The sequence below is a fragment of the Streptomyces sp. a15 genome (assembly GCF_059026085.1).
Window position 1 is genome coordinate 26514 of record NZ_JBWLKM010000056.1, and the last position, 15707, is coordinate 42220.

Sequence of the window (15707 nt, forward strand, 5' to 3'; positions counted from 1 at the left end):
CCACGATGACGGACACCTCGGCGCCGGCCGCGCCCCCCGCTTCCCCTGCCGCGGCCCTCGCCCGCTACACGACCGCCCCCGACCCCGCTCCGCTCCTGGCCCTGAACTTCGGCTTCGCCCGGGCCAGAGCGCTCGGTACGGCCTTGGACCTGGGCGTCTTCACCGAACTGGCCCGGGGCCCGCGCACCGCCGGGGACCTCGCGGCGGCCCTCGGCTGCGACTCCCGGGCGCTGGGCGACCTGCTGGCCGTCCTCACGGAGTTCGGGCTGCTCACCGAGGACGGGCAGGAACCGACCGAGCTGTCCCGTGCCTACCTCGTCGAGGGCGAACCGGCCTACCTGGGCGACCACTTCGCCGAGGTGCTCGGCCAGTGGGACCGCTGGACCGCGCTGACCTCGGTCGTCCGCTCCGGCGAACGCTCCGGGGACCTCGGCGCACCGGCCTCGCGCGGCCGGCACCCGGGACTGTTCGGCGGCGGCTTCCCGATCGCCGTACGGGTCGCCTTCGCGGCGGTCGAGGCGCTGGGGCTGCGCGGGGCGGGCCGGACGGGCCGGGTGCTGGACCTGGCCTGCGGGGGCGGCGAGTGGGGCATCGCCCTGGCCGCCGCCGATCCGCTCGCCGAGGTGACCGCGCACGACGATCCGGTGCTGCTCGGCTCCGCCCGGGCGAGGGCGGCGGAGTTCGGGGTGGCCGACAGGTTCCGGTTCGTGTCCGCCGACTTCGCCGCCCCGCCCTTCGCCGACGCCGGCTTCGACACCGTGGTGCTGGCGCACGCCGGCCGCTTCGCGGGGCCCTCGGCCACGGCCCGGCTGGTCGGGGAGTGCGCCCGGCTGCTGCGCCCAGGGGGCAGCTTGCTGCTGGCGGATGTGATGCGGCCGGAGCCGGGGCGGCCCGCGCTGAGCCGGCCGATGCTCGGGCTCAGCCTCCGGGTGAACACCGCGGACGGGGCCGTAATGGCGGCGGAAGAATACCGCGCCCTCATGGAAGAAGCCGGAGTGACGGCGAAGGAATGCGTAACGCGCGGGCTGGTGACGGCCCAGACAGGAGAAAGGCGGTAACCATGCGAGAAGTGGTCGTCACCGGGCTCGGCGTGATCAGCCCGGCGGGAATCGGGAAAGACGCTTTCTGGGACACGGTCTCGGCAGGAAAGAGCGTCACGAAATCCCTTTCCGACATCACGAGTTCCACGCTCTTCACGTCCTTCGAATTCGCCTCCGACGCGATAGCCGAGGTTCCCGGATTCGAGGATCAGATACCCTCACTTCCCCCGGAGGTCCAACGGCTGGACCGCTATGTGCAGTTCGCGGTCGCGGCGGCCTTGCAGGCCGTACGGGACGCGGGCCTCGACGCGGGCGGCTACGACGCGGAACGCACCGGCATCTCGCTCTCCACGGCGATCTGCGGCACACCCAAGATGGAGGAGGAGTTCCTCGCCGTCACGGACGAGGGCCGAAAGCCCATCGACCCGGCGAAGGCGGGCCGCGACCTGTATCTCGCGTCCATGTCGAACACGCCCGGGACCGTCCTGTCGGCCCTGCTCGGTGCCCAGGGGCCCTGCGTCACCCTGTCCACCGGCTGCATCGGCGGCATCGACGCGGTCGGCCACGCCTTCGAGACGATCGCCCACGGCGACGCGGACGTCATGATCGCCGGCGCCAGCGAGGCCCCCATCACCCCGGTGACCGTGGCCTCCTTCGAGATCATCAACTGCCTCTCCCGCGCCCATCGGGACCACCCCGAGGCCGCCTCCCGCCCCTACGACGCGGACCGGGACGGCTTCGTGCTCGGCGAGGGCTGCGGTGTCGTCGTACTGGAGGAGAAGGAGCACGCGCTACGCCGCGGCGCCACCGCCTACCTCGAGATCAGCGGCTTCTCGCACACCTCCAACGCCATCCACATGACCGACCTGCTGTCCGACGGCGAGGACCTGACCCGGGCCATGAGCCAGGCCGTCGAGGCGTCCGGGGTCGCGCCCGGCGCGATCGACCACGTCAGTTCGCACGGCAGCTCGACCCGGCAGAACGACACCTGCGAGACCAGCGCGCTCAAACTGGCGCTCGGCGAGCGCGCCCACGAGATCCCGGTGAACTCCGCGAAGTCCATGCTCGGCCACGCCCTGGCCGCCGCCAGCGCCATGGAGATCGTGCTGTGCGCCCTGGCGAGCCGCCACTCCTTCGTGCACCCCACCGCCAACTACGAGACCCCCGACCCCACCTGCGACCTCGACTACGTGCCGGGCACCGGCCGTCCCTGGGACGGCGAGGTCATCCTCAAGGACGCCAGCGGCTTCGCCGGGCTCCATGCGGCGATGGTCCTCCGGGCCGTGCGGGACGGGGGCCGGTCATGAGCATCGTCATCACCGGTGCCGGAGCCGTCACCCCGGCGGGCGACGGCCTCGAACCCCTGTGGAACAGCGCCCGCGAGGGCACCTCGCACCTGGCCGCCATCGACCGCTTCGACGCCGGCGACTACGCCTGCCCCGTCGCCGGCCAGGCCGACTTCGACGCCGAGGCCGAACTGCCCTCCCGCTTCGTCAAGCGCACCGACCGCTTCACCCACCTCGCCGTGCACAGCGTCCGCCGCGCCCTCGCGGACGCCGGGGTCACGGTCGGCACCGACGTGGCGCCCGAGCGCACCGGCGTCATGGTGGGCAACATCCTCGGCGGCTGGGAGTTCGCCGAGCGCGAGCTGCGCAAGCTGTGGACCGACGGACCGCGCGCGGTCAGCCCGTACCAGGCCACCGCCTGGTTCCCGGCGGCCCCGCAGGGCAACATCTGCATCGACCAGGGCATCAAGGGCCCGGCCCGCACCTTCGTCGCCGACCGGGCCAGCGGCGCCTACGCGCTGATCGGCGGCGCCGAGACCCTGCTGCGCGACCGGGCCGACGTCGTCCTCGCGGGCGGCGTGGAGGCGCCGCTGTCGCCGTACGGCTGGCTGTGCCTGGAGACCAGCGGGCTCGTCGCCAAGGCCCGCGGCTCCCTCGCCCCGCACCAGCTGTACCGGCCCTTCGACGCCGGGCACGGCGGCAGCGTCTTCGCCGAGGGCTCGGTGTTCCTGGTGCTGGAGCGGCGCGAGCACGCCGAGCGGCGCGGCGCCCGCATCCTCGGCGAACTCGCCGGCTGGGGCGTCAGCACCGACGGCTACCTGCCGTACTACACCGTCGAACCCACCGGCCAGGTGCTGGGCCGCGCCATGCGCACCGCCACCGAGCGCGCCGGGATCACCGGCGGCGACCTGGGCGCGGTCTTCGCGCACGGCTCCGGCATCCCCTTCGAGGACGTGACGGAGGGCTACGCACTGCACGAGGCGTTCGGCAAGGACGCGGCCCAACTCCCGGTCACCGCACCCAAGTCCGGCTTCGGCCACCTGCTCGGCGCGGCGGCCCCGGCCGACGCGGCCCTCGCCCTGCGCGCCATGGCGGCGGGCTCGGTCCCGCCCACGGTGAACCTCGACCGCCAGGCGCCGGGCATCGACCTGGACCTCGTGCGCGGCGAGGGACGGCCGGTCCCGGAGTGGGAGCACACGCTGGTCGTGTCCCGAGGTCTTGGGGGTGTGAACGCGTGTCTGCTGCTGAGGCGTTGATCGCGGAAGCCCTCCGGGACGCCCCCGCGGCGGTCCGCGGAATCGGCATCGACATCGTGGACGTACAACGGCTGCGGGCGATGCTCGAACGCCGCGGACAGCCCCTGTACGACCGGCTGTTCACGCCCGCCGAACAGGCCCTGTGCGAGGGCGGCTCGCCACGCCACCGGGCGTACCGCCTCGCCGGCCGGATCGCGGCCAAGGAGGCCGTCCGCAAGACGCTCGGCGAGCACGGCCGGGGCTGCGGCTGGCTGGACATCGAGATCGGCCGCGCGGTGTCCGGGCAGCCGGTGCCGCGGGTGTCCGGGCGGGCCGAGGAGGCGTTCCGGCGGGCCTCGTTCACCGGACTGCACCTGAGCATCACGCACGAGGCGGGGCTCGCGGTGGCGATCGCCCTCGCCGTCTAGACGAAACCACAGGAACCACAAGAACCACAGAAAACACACGAACCAGGAGAGGGAAGCAATGGACGTACGAGAGCAGGTGGTCGCCGTCATGCGCGGCGTCGGATTCGACGGGGCCGAACTGGAGGACGGCCGACGGCTGGCCGAGGACCTCGACATCGACTCGACCGAGCTGGTGGAGATCGTCGTCGCCCTGGAACAGCACTTCGGGATCGGTATCGACGCCGATGCCGAGGGCGGGTTCACCACGGTGGGCGACCTGGTGGCATGCGTCGGGCGGCTGCTGTCCGTCGGCACCGGCGCGCGGGGGTGACGGGATGCCGCGGATCGAGAACAGCATCGTGATCGGCGCCGACGCCCGGCTCGTCTTCGACGTCACCAACGACATCGCCCGCTGGTCGGAGATCTTCGACGAGTACAGCGACGCCAAGGTCCTCTCCGAGGAACGCGAGGGCCGCTGGACGGAGATCGTGTTCGAGCTGACCAACGAGGAGGGGGCCAGCTGGCGCTCCTGGCGGATCATGGACCACCGCGAGCTCGTCGTGGTCGCCGAACGCCGCGACCCCCTCTACCCGTTCGGCTACATGCACCTGCGGTGGAGCTACCAGGTGGTCCCCGAGGGGACGCGGATGACCTGGATCCAGGACTTCGAACTCGACGAGAAGTTAGACGTCCCGCTCGCGACCGTCCTGGAGCGGATGAACACCCACACGCGGCAGAACCAGGCCGGGATCAAGAAGAAGATCGAGTCGGGGGCCGTGGGGCCGTGACCCGACGCCCGTCCGCGGCGCGCATCGCCGTCACCGGGTCCATCGCGATGGACCACCTCATGTCCTTCCCGGGCCGTTTCGCCGAGCAGCTCGTCGCCGACCACCTGCACAGCGTCTCCCTGTCGTTCCTCTGCGACCGACTGGAGATACGGCGTGGCGGCGTCGCGGCCAACATCGCGTACGGCCTCGGGCGGCTCGGGATGGCCCCGGTGCTGGTCGGCGCGGCCGGGGCCGACTTCCCCGACTACCAGGTGTGGCTCAAGCAGCACGGCGTCGACACCGACTCCGTACTGGTCGTGCCGGGCGAGCACACGGCACGGTTCGTGTGCACGACCGACGCGGACCACAACCAGATCGCCACGTTCCACGCGGGCGCGATGCGGGCTGCGTACACCATCGCCCTGCGGGACGTGCGCCAACGCGTCGGGGAGCTCGGCCTGGTCGTGGTGTCGCCGAACGACCCGGCGGCGATGCTGCGGCACACCGAGGAGTGCCGCGGCGCCGGACTGCCGTTCGTCGCCGACCCCTCCCAGCAGCTCGCCCGCATGGACCGGGCGGACGTCCGGTTCCTGCTGGGGGAGGCCCGCTGGCTGTTCACCAACGAGTACGAGGCCGGGCTGCTCCAGGAGTGCACCGGCTGGGACGCCGCGAGCGTCCTGGACCGGGTCGGCACCTGGGTGACCACGCTCGGCGCGGGCGGCGTACGCCTGCAACGTGCCGGCCACGAAAGCGTCGTCGTGCCCGCCGTGCCGGGCGTCGCGGTGACCGACCCCACGGGGGCGGGAGACGCGCTGCGGGCGGGCATGCTCGCCGCCCTCGCGCTCGGCGTACCGGTCGAGGCGGCGGCCCGGCTGGGCTGCGCCCTCGCGTCCTTCGCCCTGGAGTCGATCGGCACGCAGACGTATGCGCCGGGCGCGCGGGCGGTGGCGGGGCGGGTTCGGGAGGCCTACGGCGAGCGAGTGATGTCGATGCTGGCCGAGGTGCCGGCGCTGGCCACGGTGTGCGCGCCGTCGGCGCGGAGGCTTCTGTGAAGCGCCGGCGCGGACATGTGCCTGTGAGCCCGGTGCGTGCGGAGGGGCCTGTGAACAGGGGCCGCGGCGAGGAGGCCGTGAATCAGGGGTGCGGGTATGGGCCTGTGAACCCAGTGCACGTGGAGGGCTCCGTGAACCCGGTACGCGGGCAAGGCCCCGCGAGCCCAGTGTGCGCGGACGGCCCTGTGTACAAGGGCCACAGTGAGGATTCCGTGAACCGCGTACACGGCGACGAGCCCGTGAACCGCCGTCGCCGTATACGCCCCGGTCCGCTCCTGATCCCCGTGACCGTCGCCGGGATCGTGCCCACGGTGCTGGGGTTGTGGCTGCCCCGCCCGCAACTGCCCCTGCCCCGCGCGCTGTCGCTGCCGATCGGGGTCCTCCTCGTCCTGCTGGGCGCCTGGATGACCGTGGACGCCGTGGACCGCGTCTATCTGCGCCAGCCCACGCTCCTCGGCGACCGGCCGCCCGAACACCTCGTGCGCTCCGGCTGGTACGGCGTGATCAGGAACCCCATGGCCGCCGGGATGACCCTCGTGCTGGCCGCCGAGACCCTGCTGTGGTCCGCGCCGGTCATCGCCCTGTGGGCCGCGCTCGTACTGGCCGTCTCCTGGACGACCGCCCGCCGGATCGAGGAGCCGGGACTGTCCGAGACCTTCGGTGCCGAGTACGCCGCCTACCGGCGCGCCGTGCCCGCGTGGATACCCGGCACGAGGGCGGGCACGGGACGGCGCCGGGCCGTCCGCCGGCAGCGGAACGCACGCGAAGAGCAGCAGCCGCGACCGACCGAGGAGCAGCAGCCGGGACCGACCGGAGAGCAGCAGCCGGGACCGACCAAGGAGTAGCCCGTGTTCGTCGATCTGAGCATCCCCGTCAGCCGCCGCGCCCCCGGCGTCGAGTTCGAGCAGTGGCTCCACCGGGACGGCATCCGCCACCTCTCCCGCAGGATCAGGGCGTTGCCCGGTGACAGCCGCCGGGACCGTTTCCTCAACCACCTGCGCTGGCTCACCGGCAGCCGCCGCCTGCGCGAACAGGACCTGCCCGACGGCTGCTTCATGTCGAACGAGTTCTACCGGATGTCCGTCCACCAGGGCACCCACGTCGACGCCCCCTTCCACTACGGCCCGGAGTGCGAGGGACGCCCCGCGAAGAAGGTCATGGACCTGCCCCTGGAGTGGTTCCACGGCCCCGGCGTCGTCCTCGACGTACGCGGCTGCGGCGGCCGGGTGACGGCGGCCGACGTCAAGGAGGCGCTGCGCACGGCCGGTCCGGAGGTCGGACCCGGCTGGGTGACGCTGTTCCGCACCGACTCCGATCTGCGGCTAGGCACCCCGGCGTACTACACCGAGTCCACGGCGATCACTCCCGAGGCCGTCGACCTCCTCCTGGACCTCGGCGTCAAGGTGCTCGGCACGGACTGCTGGAGCTTCGACGGGCCGGCCCGCCGGATGGTCGAGGACTTCTTCGCCACGGGCGACTCCGGTGCCCTGTGGCCCACCCATCTGCACGGCAGGCGACGGGAGTTCATCCAGATCGAGGGCCTGGCCAGGCTGCGGACCCTCCCCGACGGCCCGTTCACGTTCATGGCGTTCCCGATCGCCCTCGCCGACGCGGGCGCGGCCTGGTGCAGGGCGGTGGCGCGCACGGGGCCCACAGACCCCGCCCCCAGGTGAAGGGCCTCCCACCATGGCTTACGACCCCTCCGACCCCAACCCCTCCGTCCCCAACCCCTCCCGCACCACCCACCTGCTCACCCTCTCCGCCTCCACCCCGGACGCCCTGACCACCACCGCCCGCGACACCGCCGCCCACCTCGCCACGCTCGGCGACGCCTCCCCCGCCCCGCTGTGCTCCAGGGCCGCCGGAGGGCCGCATTCCGGCCACCGGCTCGGCGTGGTGGGCCGTACGGCGGACGAGATGGCCGACCGGATCGGTGCCCACCTGGCGGGCGAGCCGGTCCGGGAGGTCTTCGCGGGACACGCCGACCCGGCCCGTCGGCCGCCGGTCGCCTTCCTCTTCAGCGGCCAGGGAGCGCAGTACGCCGGCATGGCCCAGGGCCTCCACCGCACGGAACCGGTGTTCAGGGACGCCTTCGACCGGTGTGCGGAGGCCGCCCGGCCCTTCGTCGCCGTCCCCCTCCAGGAGCTGCTCGACCCGGGCGCCGGGCCGTCCGTGGTGTACCGGCTCGCCCACGCGGCCCTCGGCACGTTCTGCGTCGGCATCGCCCTCGCCGAGCTGTGGCGCAGCTGGGGCATCGAACCCGCGGCGGTGCTCGGCTTCAGCTCGGGCGAGTACGCCGCCGCCTGCTGGGCGGGGATCCTCGCCCCGGAGGACGCGGTGCGGCTGCTCGGCGCGCAGGTCACGCTGGCCGAGCGGGTCACCGACGGCGCGATGGCGGTGGTCGCCCTGGGGGAGGAGGCCGCGCTCCAACTCCTCGCGGACACCGAGCCGTCGGTGGGCCTCGCGGCGGTCATCTCCCCGGGCGAGGTGTCCCTGTCGGGCCGGGCCACGGCGCTGGCCCGGATCGTGGACCGGCTCACGGCCTCCGGCATACGGACCAGCAGCCTGCCGGTGTCGTCGGGCCTGCACTCACCGCTCCAGGAACCGGCGCTCGCCGAACTGCGCGCCGTGGCCGCCACGATCCCCACGCGGCCGCCGCGCATCCCCTTCGCCTCCACGGTCACCGGCACCGGGGTCACCGGCCCGCTCGCCCCCGAGCACTGGTGCCGCCACCTGCGCGGCCCGGTGCGGTTCCTGGACGCGGTCCGCGCCCTCGACGAACTCGGCGTACGCGCCCACGTGGAGGTCGGCCCGGGCCGGGCGCTGGCCGGGCTCGGGGCGCGTTGCCTGCCCGGCGAGGAACGCATGTGGCTGGCCTCGCTCGGCCGGAGCACCGACGGCACGGCCCCCATGCTCATGGCGCTGGGGCGACTGCACACGGCGGGGGTGCCGGTGAGCTGGAACCGCGTCTACCCGGGGTCCCGTTCCGCCGTATAACGGTCTCCGAGCCACCCTGAGCCGCCACGAAACGCCCGGGAGCCGTCCCTATACTGGGCGCAATGGTTGAAGAAGATATCGCCCGGTCCGCTCCGGGCCGCCCCCGCAGTGCGGAAGTGTCCAGAGGAATCAATATGGCCGCTCTCGCCCTGCTGCGGGAACGCGGCCCGCAGGGTGTCACGGTGGAGGCGGTGGCCCAGTATTCGGGTTCCGCGAAGACGACCATCTACCGCCGGTACAAGAACCGTTATGAACTTCTTCGGTCCTCGCTCGCTTTCGTCGAGGACATCCCGGAACCGTCCCCCGGACTTCCGGTGCGTGAGCGGCTCGTATATTTGCTCAAGCAATTTCGGTACGGTCTCGAAGAGGTCGTCGGGCTCCGGGCCCTGGTCGCCCTGCTGCACGGCGACGAGGACCCGGAATTCACCCAGGTCTTCCGCGAGACCATCCTCGGGCCCCGCCTGGAGGTCATCTTCAGGACCCTTCAGTCCGGGGTGGAGGCCGGCGAGCTGAGGGCGGACGCCGACTACGAGACGGTCGTCAGCATGCTGGCCGGCTCCTTCATCGCCCGGTTCGCCGTTCAGGGCGCGCCGCCGCCCGCCGACTGGGCGGAGTCGGTGGTCGACACGATCTGGCCGGCGATCCGGGCCGCCTGAGACCTCGGACTCAGGACACGTGCTCCGGCCGCAGTCCCACCCCGATGAACTGGGCCGTCCACCGGTTCAGGAACGGGAAGCGCCGCACCAGCCGTGCCGCGAACGGCCGCTCCACCACCGACCGCCGGTCCTTCGGATACAGGTCCGCCAGCATGTGCACCTGCGCCAACTGCACGGCCCGCACCGGAAGTTCACGCCGCCGCTGTACTCGGCGCAGCTCCTGCGGTGTCGGCGTACGTCCCGTGCGCAGCACCGGTCCGAGCATCCGGGCGGCGGCCACCGCGTCCTGCACGGCGAGGTTGATGCCGACCCCGCCGGCCGGTGACATGGCGTGCGCGGCGTCTCCGACGCACAGCAGGCCGGGCCGGTGCCAGGTGCGCAGCCGGTCGACCCGGACGCCGAGCAGCTTCACGTCGTCCCAGTCGTGGATCTCCCGCTCGACGCGCCCGGCGAAGGGCGGGTGCACGGAGGAGACGTCGGCCCGGAGGCGGCCCAGGCCCTCGGCGCGTACGGCGTCGTACTGGCCCTGCGGAATGACGTACGCGACCTGCCAGTAGGCGCCGCGGTCGATGGTGATCAGCACGAAGCCCGCCCCGGTGTGCAGGAAGCTCATGGTCTCCCCGGGTTCGCGGGCGAGCCGGAACCACAGCACGTCCATGGGGGCCGCACTGGCGGACACGGTGAGCCCGGCGGCCTTGCGCATGGCCGAATGGCGGCCGTCGGCGGCGATCACGAGGTCGGCGCGGATCTCCAGCGGGCCCTCCGGGGTGTCCGCGCGGACCCCGCGCACTTGGTCGCCCTCCCGGATCACAGTGGTCGCCTCGGCCTTCTGCATCAGGGTGAAGCCGGGCAGTTCGCCGGCCTTGCGGGCCAGGAAGTCGAGGACGTCCCACTGCGGCATGAAGGCGATGTACGGGAAGCGGCCGCGGATCTTGGAGAAGTCGGCGAACGTGGTGGGTCCGGCGGGGGTCCGCACGGTGATGTCGGTGACCTTGGTGTGCGGGATCCGCAGGAACTCGTCCAGCAGCCCGAGTTCGTCGATGACCTGGAGGGTCGACGGGTGGACGGTGTCACCACGGAAGTCCCGCAGGAAGTCGCCGTGTTTCTCGAGGACGGTCACCCGCACGCCCTGCCGGGCGAGCAGCAGTCCGGCCATCATGCCGGCGGGGCCGCCGCCGACCACACAGCACTGGGCGGTCTCGGTCTTCATGGATCGCTCCTGGGGTGGGTGCGGATCGGGTGCGGGCGGGCACCGGTCAGTGTCCGGCCGCGATCGGCAGGGGCTCGCCGTCGGGCGCGGTCGTGGCGAGGTCGCGGCTGCGAATGAGCGGGATCACGGCGAGCGCGCCCACGAAGGCCACCACCGCCGCCATGGTCAGGATCGAGTTCAGCCCGTCGACGAACGCGGAGTGCGCCGCGTCGGTGAAGATCCCCCGCTGCTGCGGCGGGAGTTCCGCGAGGGCGGGACCGATCTGCCCGGAGGAGACGGCATGGCCCAGCTCGCCCGCCCGTTCCTGGAGCGGGGTGCCCGCGAGCGCCTCGTGCACCGCGTCGCGCACCCGGTCGGCGAAGACCGCACCCAGGGAGGCGATGCCGACGGCGATGCCCAGCGACCGGCAGGTGTTGCTCAGCCCGGAGGCGACCCCGACCCGGGCCGGTTCCACCGCGCCCATCGCGGCGGCGACCACGTTCGGGTTGACCAGGCCGACGCCGAGGCCGGTGACCAACTGCCCGGCGAGCAGGGCGGTCCAGTCGTCGGACGCGTCGAGCCCGCCCATGAGCAGCAGGCCGGCACCGATGCAGGCGAGTCCCGCGGAGACCAGCCAGCGGGCCGGCAGCACCGTGCCCACCCGGGCCGCGATCGCCGAGGCCGCGAAGATGGAGAGGGTCAGCGGCAGCAGTCGTAGCCCGGCCGCCAGCGGTTCGTGACCGAGGACCGTCTGCAGATACAGCGTCAGATACAGCAGCAGCGCGAACGCCGTGGAACTCATCGCCAGTACGCCGACGGCGGCACCCGTGGTGGTGAGCTTCCGGAACAGGGCGCCGGGGAGCATGGGGTCGCGCCGGGCGCGCTCGACCAGGACGAACGCGGCCAGCGATACGGCGGACAGCACGAAGCCGCTCACCACCTGGGTGCTGCTCCAGCCCTCCTCGTTGGCGCGCAGCAGGGCGAACGACAGGGCGCCCAGTGCGGTGCCGAAGGTGAGGAAGCCGGGCCAGTCGATTCGCCCGGCGCTCTCGGCCCGGGACTCGGCGACGCGCAGCGCGGTGGCGAGCAGGGCGAGGACGCCCACGGGCAGGTTGACCAGGAAGATCCACCGCCAGCCGGCGGCCTCGACCAGGACACCGCCCGCGAGCGGCCCCACGGCGAGCGCGGCACCGCTGACGGCACCCCAGACCGCGAGGGCCACATGCCGGTCGCGGTGGTCGGGGTACGCCGCGGCGAGCAGTGCCAGCGAGGTCGCCAGCAGGGCGGCGCCGCCCACCCCTTGCAGCACCCTGGCCGCGATGAGCGTGAGCGGGTCCTGTGCGATGCCGCAGAGCAGGGAGGCGAGCGTGAAGATCCCCATGCCCCAGGAGAAGACGGCCCGCCGGCCGAACCGGTCGGCGAGGGAGCCGGCGGTGAGCAGGGCGGCGGACAGCGCCACGGCGTAGGCCGCGACCACCCATTGCAGGTCCGTGAGTGTGGCGTCCAGGGCCTCCTCGATGTCGGGCAGTGCGATGTTCACGATCGTGACGTCGAGCAGCAGCATGAAGCTGCCCACGGACACCACTGTCAGCGTCCACCACCGGTTGGGCGCCATGCCCCCTCCTCCGGTCGTTCATATGCGAACCATTCAAATACGCTACGAGAAGCGTATCGTATTTGCTCAGGAGAAGGCCAGGCGCGCCAACACGGCAGGTGGGACGGGTCAGAGCTCGGTGACCGGTTGCGGATCCAGGGAGCGCTTGGCGTACAGCGCTGTCTGCACGCGGTTCTGGGTGCCGAGCTTGGCGTAGATACGGCTGAGGTAGTTGCGGACCGTCTTCGGGCTGATGCCCAGACGCTTGGCTATGCGGTGTGTGGCCTGCTCGTCGGCCACCAGGAACAGGATCTGCCGCTCGCGCTCGGTGAGCTGGGACAGCGGTGAACCGCCGTCCGCCGGACGCCCGGACAGAAGCTCCAGGACCTGGCCGGCCGCGACGGTGGACAGTGCGGCGCCCTCGCGGTGCACGGTGAGCAGCGTGTCGCGCAGCTCGTCCGCGCCGATGTTCCGGGAGAGGTAGGCGTTGGCGCCGGCGGCGAACGCCTCGCGCATGTAGACCGGTTGCTGGTTGGTGGCGAGGACGACGATCCGTACGTGCTGGAAGTCCCGGCGGATCGCCCGGGCGACCTGCGCCCCGTCGGACCCGGCGGGACACAGGCCCATGACGACGACATGCGGCCGCTCCCGGCGTACCTCCTGCAAGGCCGACATCCCGTCGCGGGCGACGGAAACCACGGAGAACTCGGAGAAGCCCTCCAGTAACTTCCGGAACCCTTCGGCCACTAGGCGCTCGCTGTCCACGAGCAGGACTCGAATCGATGACATGCGATCCCTTCGTTCGCGTCAAACATTCGCGTGCGTGAAGAGAGTGCGCGGGTGCAGCGGTGGTGCCCCCGTTGATGGCCCGACTTCCTTCGCCGGTGAATTAGTGGGCCGCTGTCAGTCGATGCTACACGTACTCGCTGGTTCGTTTCGGTCAGAATTGGGAGGATCATCCCGACCGTAACGACGGACGTTTATCCGCTGTTCCGCAGGTCGGCCGTGCGGGCGCGGAAATTCCCCTACGACCTGGCAGTTCTCGCCGGGAGACGCGAATCCGGACTTTATTGTTCCGCTCTGTTTGTTCGGTCCGCCGTCAATTTGTCGATGCGCCGAAAATACTTAACGTGCACTGTTTGTAGCAGTGCGGGCGTGACCGGCCGAATATCGCTCTTGCCGTCATCAGTCCCCTGCGCATCAATGAAACCAGTAGTTCTGATGGCCCGTCAGATTCGTGGAGATTACGGAAAGGGAGCCGGACCCCATGAGAGGCAAGCGCAAGCGCACAGGAACAGGTGCGGCAGTCCTGGTCGGAGCCCTCGCGCTCACCGGCCTCGCCCTCGCACCCACGGCCGTGGCCGTCACCCCGGACACCGCCACCATCACCGCCGACTGCGGCACCTTCGGCGGCGGCGAGGCCACCCTGACGGCGACGCAGGACGGCACCGCCGCCACCGTCACCGTCACGTCCTCGGCGATCACCGCGCCGATCGCCCTCGGGCAGGACTCGATCAGCTCCACCCTCACCCTGGTGAACACCGCGGGCGGCACCACCGCCTTCACCGGCACGAAGAACCCGGCCATGGCGGCCGGCGACCCCGTCACGGTCGGCCCGCTCGACGGCACCGTGGCCTCCGGCGACACCTTGGAGGCCTTCGGCGGTTCCCTCCAGATGACGGTCCTCGGGATCACCATCACCTGCACGGCGGCCGGCCCGCAGTCGCCGGGTCCGTTCGTGTTCGACTGAGCCGCGCGCGAACGCGGCCCCGCTGCCTACAGTGCGTCGGGGCCGCGCTCGCCCGTCCGTACCCGTACGACGGTCTCCACCGGGAGGGCCCACACCTTCCCGTCGCCGATCTTCCCCGTCTGCGCCGCCTTGACGATCGCGTCGATCACGGCGTCCGAGTCCGCGTCCTCGACGACGACCTCGATGCGCACCTTGGGGACCAGGTCGATCTGGTACTCGGCGCCGCGGTACACCTCGGTGTGGCCGCGCTGACGGCCGTAGCCACTGGCCTCGGTCACGGTCAGACCGTGCACGCCGAGCTCCAGGAGGGCGGTCTTGACCTCGTCGAGGCGGTACGGCTTGACGATCGCGGTGATGAGCTTCATGCCTGGGACTTGACCTTCCGGGCGGAGGGGACGGAGGCGGTGACCGGGGCGGCGTGGCCCGGGACGCCGTGATCGTATGCGGTCTCGGCAGGCACCGTAAGGTCCGGACCGGTCTGCTCCCGCTCCTCGCTCGCGCGCGGCCGACGGTGCGGAGTCCGGCGGTGATGAGTGCGGGCGGACGCTTGTGCGGCGGGGCTCTGTGGATCAGGGAGAATGGGCCGCATGAGCGTTCGCAGCCAGTCATCCGAGCCGTCGGAATCGTCGGAGGCCGCCCACCGCGCGGGCTTCGCCTGTTTCGTGGGCCGCCCCAACGCGGGCAAGTCCACCCTCACGAACGCTCTGGTCGGGCAGAAGGTGGCGATCACCGCCAACCAGCCGCAGACGACGCGGCACACGGTACGGGGGATCGTGCACCGGCCCGACGCCCAGCTGATCCTGGTGGACACCCCCGGGCTGCACAAGCCGCGCACGCTGCTGGGCGAGCGGCTGAACGACATCGTCCGTACGACCTGGGCCGAGGTCGACGTGATCGGCTTCTGTCTGCCGGCGAACGAGAAGCTCGGTCCCGGTGACCGCTTCATCGCCAAGGAACTGGCGGCCATCAAGAAGACGCCGAAGATCGCGATCGTCACGAAGACCGACCTCGTCGACGGCAAGACGCTGGCCGAGCAGCTCATCGCGATCGACCAGCTCGGGCGGGAGCTGGGGTTCGAGTGGGCGGAGATCGTGCCGGTGTCGGCGGTCGCGGACACGCAGGTGGGTCTGCTGGCCGATCTGATCGTCCCGCTTCTGCCGGAGGGCCCGGCCCTCTACCCCGAGGGTGATCTCACCGACGAGCCCGAGCAGGTCATGATCGCGGAGTTGATCCGTGAGGCCGCGCTGGAAGGTGTGCGGGACGAGCTTCCCCACTCCATCGCCGTGGTGGTGGAGGAGATGCTCCCGCGCGAGGACCGTCCCGCCGACAGGCCCCTCCTCGACATCCACGCGTTCGTGTACATCGAGCGGCCCAGTCAGAAGGGGATCATCATCGGTCCCAAGGGCAAGCGGTTGAAGGAGGTCGGCATCAAGTCGCGCAAGCAGATCGAGGCGCTGCTGGGTACGCCGGTGTTCCTCGACCTCCATGTCAAGGTCGCCAAGGACTGGCAACGGGACCCTCGGCAACTACGCAAACTCGGCTTCTGAGCCGGCCCCTTTTAGCGCGCCCCCAGGGGGCTCCGCCCCCTGGACCCCCGGGCCTTTGCCCACCCACCACCCGACTCGGTCGGCCAAGAGGTGACCGCCGCCCTGGGGGCTCCGCCCTCAGACCCCGGGCCTTTGCCCGCCCGCCGTTCGTCTCGGTGGGTCGAGGGGTGGGTCCTGCCCGGGGGGT

General features: G+C 71.8%; 17 protein-coding genes. 13 read left to right on the plus strand and 4 right to left on the minus strand.

Going from position 1 to position 15707, the window contains the following annotated elements; translation table 11 throughout:
• Positions 1 to 5: 5 nt before the first annotated feature.
• The 11 genes from AC5P09_RS36810 to AC5P09_RS36860 all read left to right on the plus strand — a co-directional run bounded on the left by AC5P09_RS36810 (position 6) and on the right by AC5P09_RS36860 (position 9440).
• Complete coding sequence (locus AC5P09_RS36810) at positions 6 to 1058, plus strand: methyltransferase domain-containing protein (protein WP_493878052.1); 1053 nt, start codon at positions 6 to 8, stop codon at positions 1056 to 1058.
• Between the two features lie 2 nt (positions 1059 to 1060).
• Positions 1061 to 2347, plus strand: coding sequence for a beta-ketoacyl-[acyl-carrier-protein] synthase family protein (locus AC5P09_RS36815; protein ID WP_493878053.1), 1287 nt, complete (start codon positions 1061 to 1063; stop codon positions 2345 to 2347).
• Positions 2344 to 3582, plus strand: coding sequence for a beta-ketoacyl-[acyl-carrier-protein] synthase family protein (locus AC5P09_RS36820; protein WP_493878054.1), 1239 nt, complete (start codon positions 2344 to 2346; stop codon positions 3580 to 3582). Before AC5P09_RS36815 ends, AC5P09_RS36820 begins: the two co-directional genes overlap by 4 nt.
• Positions 3561 to 3989 (plus strand): holo-ACP synthase, encoded by a 429-nt coding sequence (gene acpS / locus AC5P09_RS36825; RefSeq protein ID WP_493878055.1) that lies wholly within the window; start codon positions 3561 to 3563, stop codon positions 3987 to 3989. The genes AC5P09_RS36820 and acpS overlap by 22 nt, the downstream gene beginning before the upstream one ends.
• Positions 3990 to 4047: 58 nt before the next feature.
• Positions 4048 to 4299: an acyl carrier protein gene (locus tag AC5P09_RS36830; protein WP_493878056.1), complete on the plus strand. Its 252-nt coding sequence runs from the start codon at positions 4048 to 4050 to the stop codon at positions 4297 to 4299.
• A gap of 4 nt (positions 4300 to 4303) precedes the next feature.
• Positions 4304 to 4756: an SRPBCC family protein gene (locus tag AC5P09_RS36835; protein WP_493878057.1), complete on the plus strand. Its 453-nt coding sequence runs from the start codon at positions 4304 to 4306 to the stop codon at positions 4754 to 4756.
• A 47-nt stretch (positions 4757 to 4803) separates the two neighbouring features.
• Positions 4804 to 5787, plus strand: a complete 984-nt coding sequence (locus AC5P09_RS36840) for a carbohydrate kinase family protein (RefSeq protein ID WP_493878079.1) — start codon at positions 4804 to 4806, stop codon at positions 5785 to 5787.
• 212 nt (positions 5788 to 5999) lie between these two features.
• Positions 6000 to 6632: a methyltransferase family protein gene (locus AC5P09_RS36845; protein WP_493878058.1), complete on the plus strand. Its 633-nt coding sequence runs from the start codon at positions 6000 to 6002 to the stop codon at positions 6630 to 6632.
• A 3-nt stretch (positions 6633 to 6635) separates the two neighbouring features.
• Entirely contained in the window at positions 6636 to 7460 is an 825-nt protein-coding gene (locus AC5P09_RS36850; protein WP_493878059.1) for a cyclase family protein, read from the plus strand.
• A 13-nt stretch (positions 7461 to 7473) separates the two neighbouring features.
• Positions 7474 to 8784: an acyltransferase domain-containing protein gene (locus AC5P09_RS36855; protein ID WP_493878060.1), complete on the plus strand. Its 1311-nt coding sequence runs from the start codon at positions 7474 to 7476 to the stop codon at positions 8782 to 8784.
• Positions 8785 to 8918: 134 nt separating this feature from the next.
• Positions 8919 to 9440 carry a TetR/AcrR family transcriptional regulator gene (locus tag AC5P09_RS36860; protein WP_493878061.1) on the plus strand — a complete coding sequence of 174 codons (522 nt, stop codon included), beginning with the start codon at positions 8919 to 8921 and terminating at the stop codon, positions 9438 to 9440.
• Between the two features lie 10 nt (positions 9441 to 9450).
• On the opposite strand, the gene AC5P09_RS36865 is transcribed toward AC5P09_RS36860, so the two are convergent.
• The 3 genes from AC5P09_RS36865 to AC5P09_RS36875 form a co-directional block, all read right to left on the minus strand.
• Positions 9451 to 10650, minus strand: coding sequence for an FAD-dependent oxidoreductase (locus tag AC5P09_RS36865; protein ID WP_493878062.1), 1200 nt, complete (start codon positions 10648 to 10650; stop codon positions 9451 to 9453).
• Between the two features lie 46 nt (positions 10651 to 10696).
• The gene (locus AC5P09_RS36870) at positions 10697 to 12244 is read right to left on the minus strand and encodes a DHA2 family efflux MFS transporter permease subunit (protein ID WP_493878063.1); all 1548 of its coding nucleotides are present in this window, start codon (positions 12242 to 12244) and stop codon (positions 10697 to 10699) included.
• Between the two features lie 108 nt (positions 12245 to 12352).
• Positions 12353 to 13012, minus strand: coding sequence for a response regulator (locus AC5P09_RS36875; RefSeq protein ID WP_493878064.1), 660 nt, complete (start codon positions 13010 to 13012; stop codon positions 12353 to 12355).
• Positions 13013 to 13490: 478 nt separating this feature from the next.
• Here AC5P09_RS36875 and AC5P09_RS36880 point away from each other — a divergent pair, with 478 nt between their 5' ends.
• A complete protein-coding gene (locus AC5P09_RS36880) occupies positions 13491 to 13973 on the plus strand; it encodes a hypothetical protein (RefSeq protein WP_266439721.1) in 483 nt (160 codons plus the stop codon).
• A 26-nt stretch (positions 13974 to 13999) separates the two neighbouring features.
• On the opposite strand, the gene AC5P09_RS36885 is transcribed toward AC5P09_RS36880, so the two are convergent.
• Positions 14000 to 14338: a P-II family nitrogen regulator gene (locus tag AC5P09_RS36885; protein WP_266439722.1), complete on the minus strand. Its 339-nt coding sequence runs from the start codon at positions 14336 to 14338 to the stop codon at positions 14000 to 14002.
• Positions 14339 to 14551: 213 nt separating this feature from the next.
• On the opposite strand from AC5P09_RS36885, the gene era reads away from it, so the two are divergent.
• Entirely contained in the window at positions 14552 to 15520 is a 969-nt protein-coding gene (gene era, locus AC5P09_RS36890; RefSeq protein WP_266439724.1) for a GTPase Era, read from the plus strand.
• Positions 15521 to 15707: the final 187 nt, after the last annotated feature.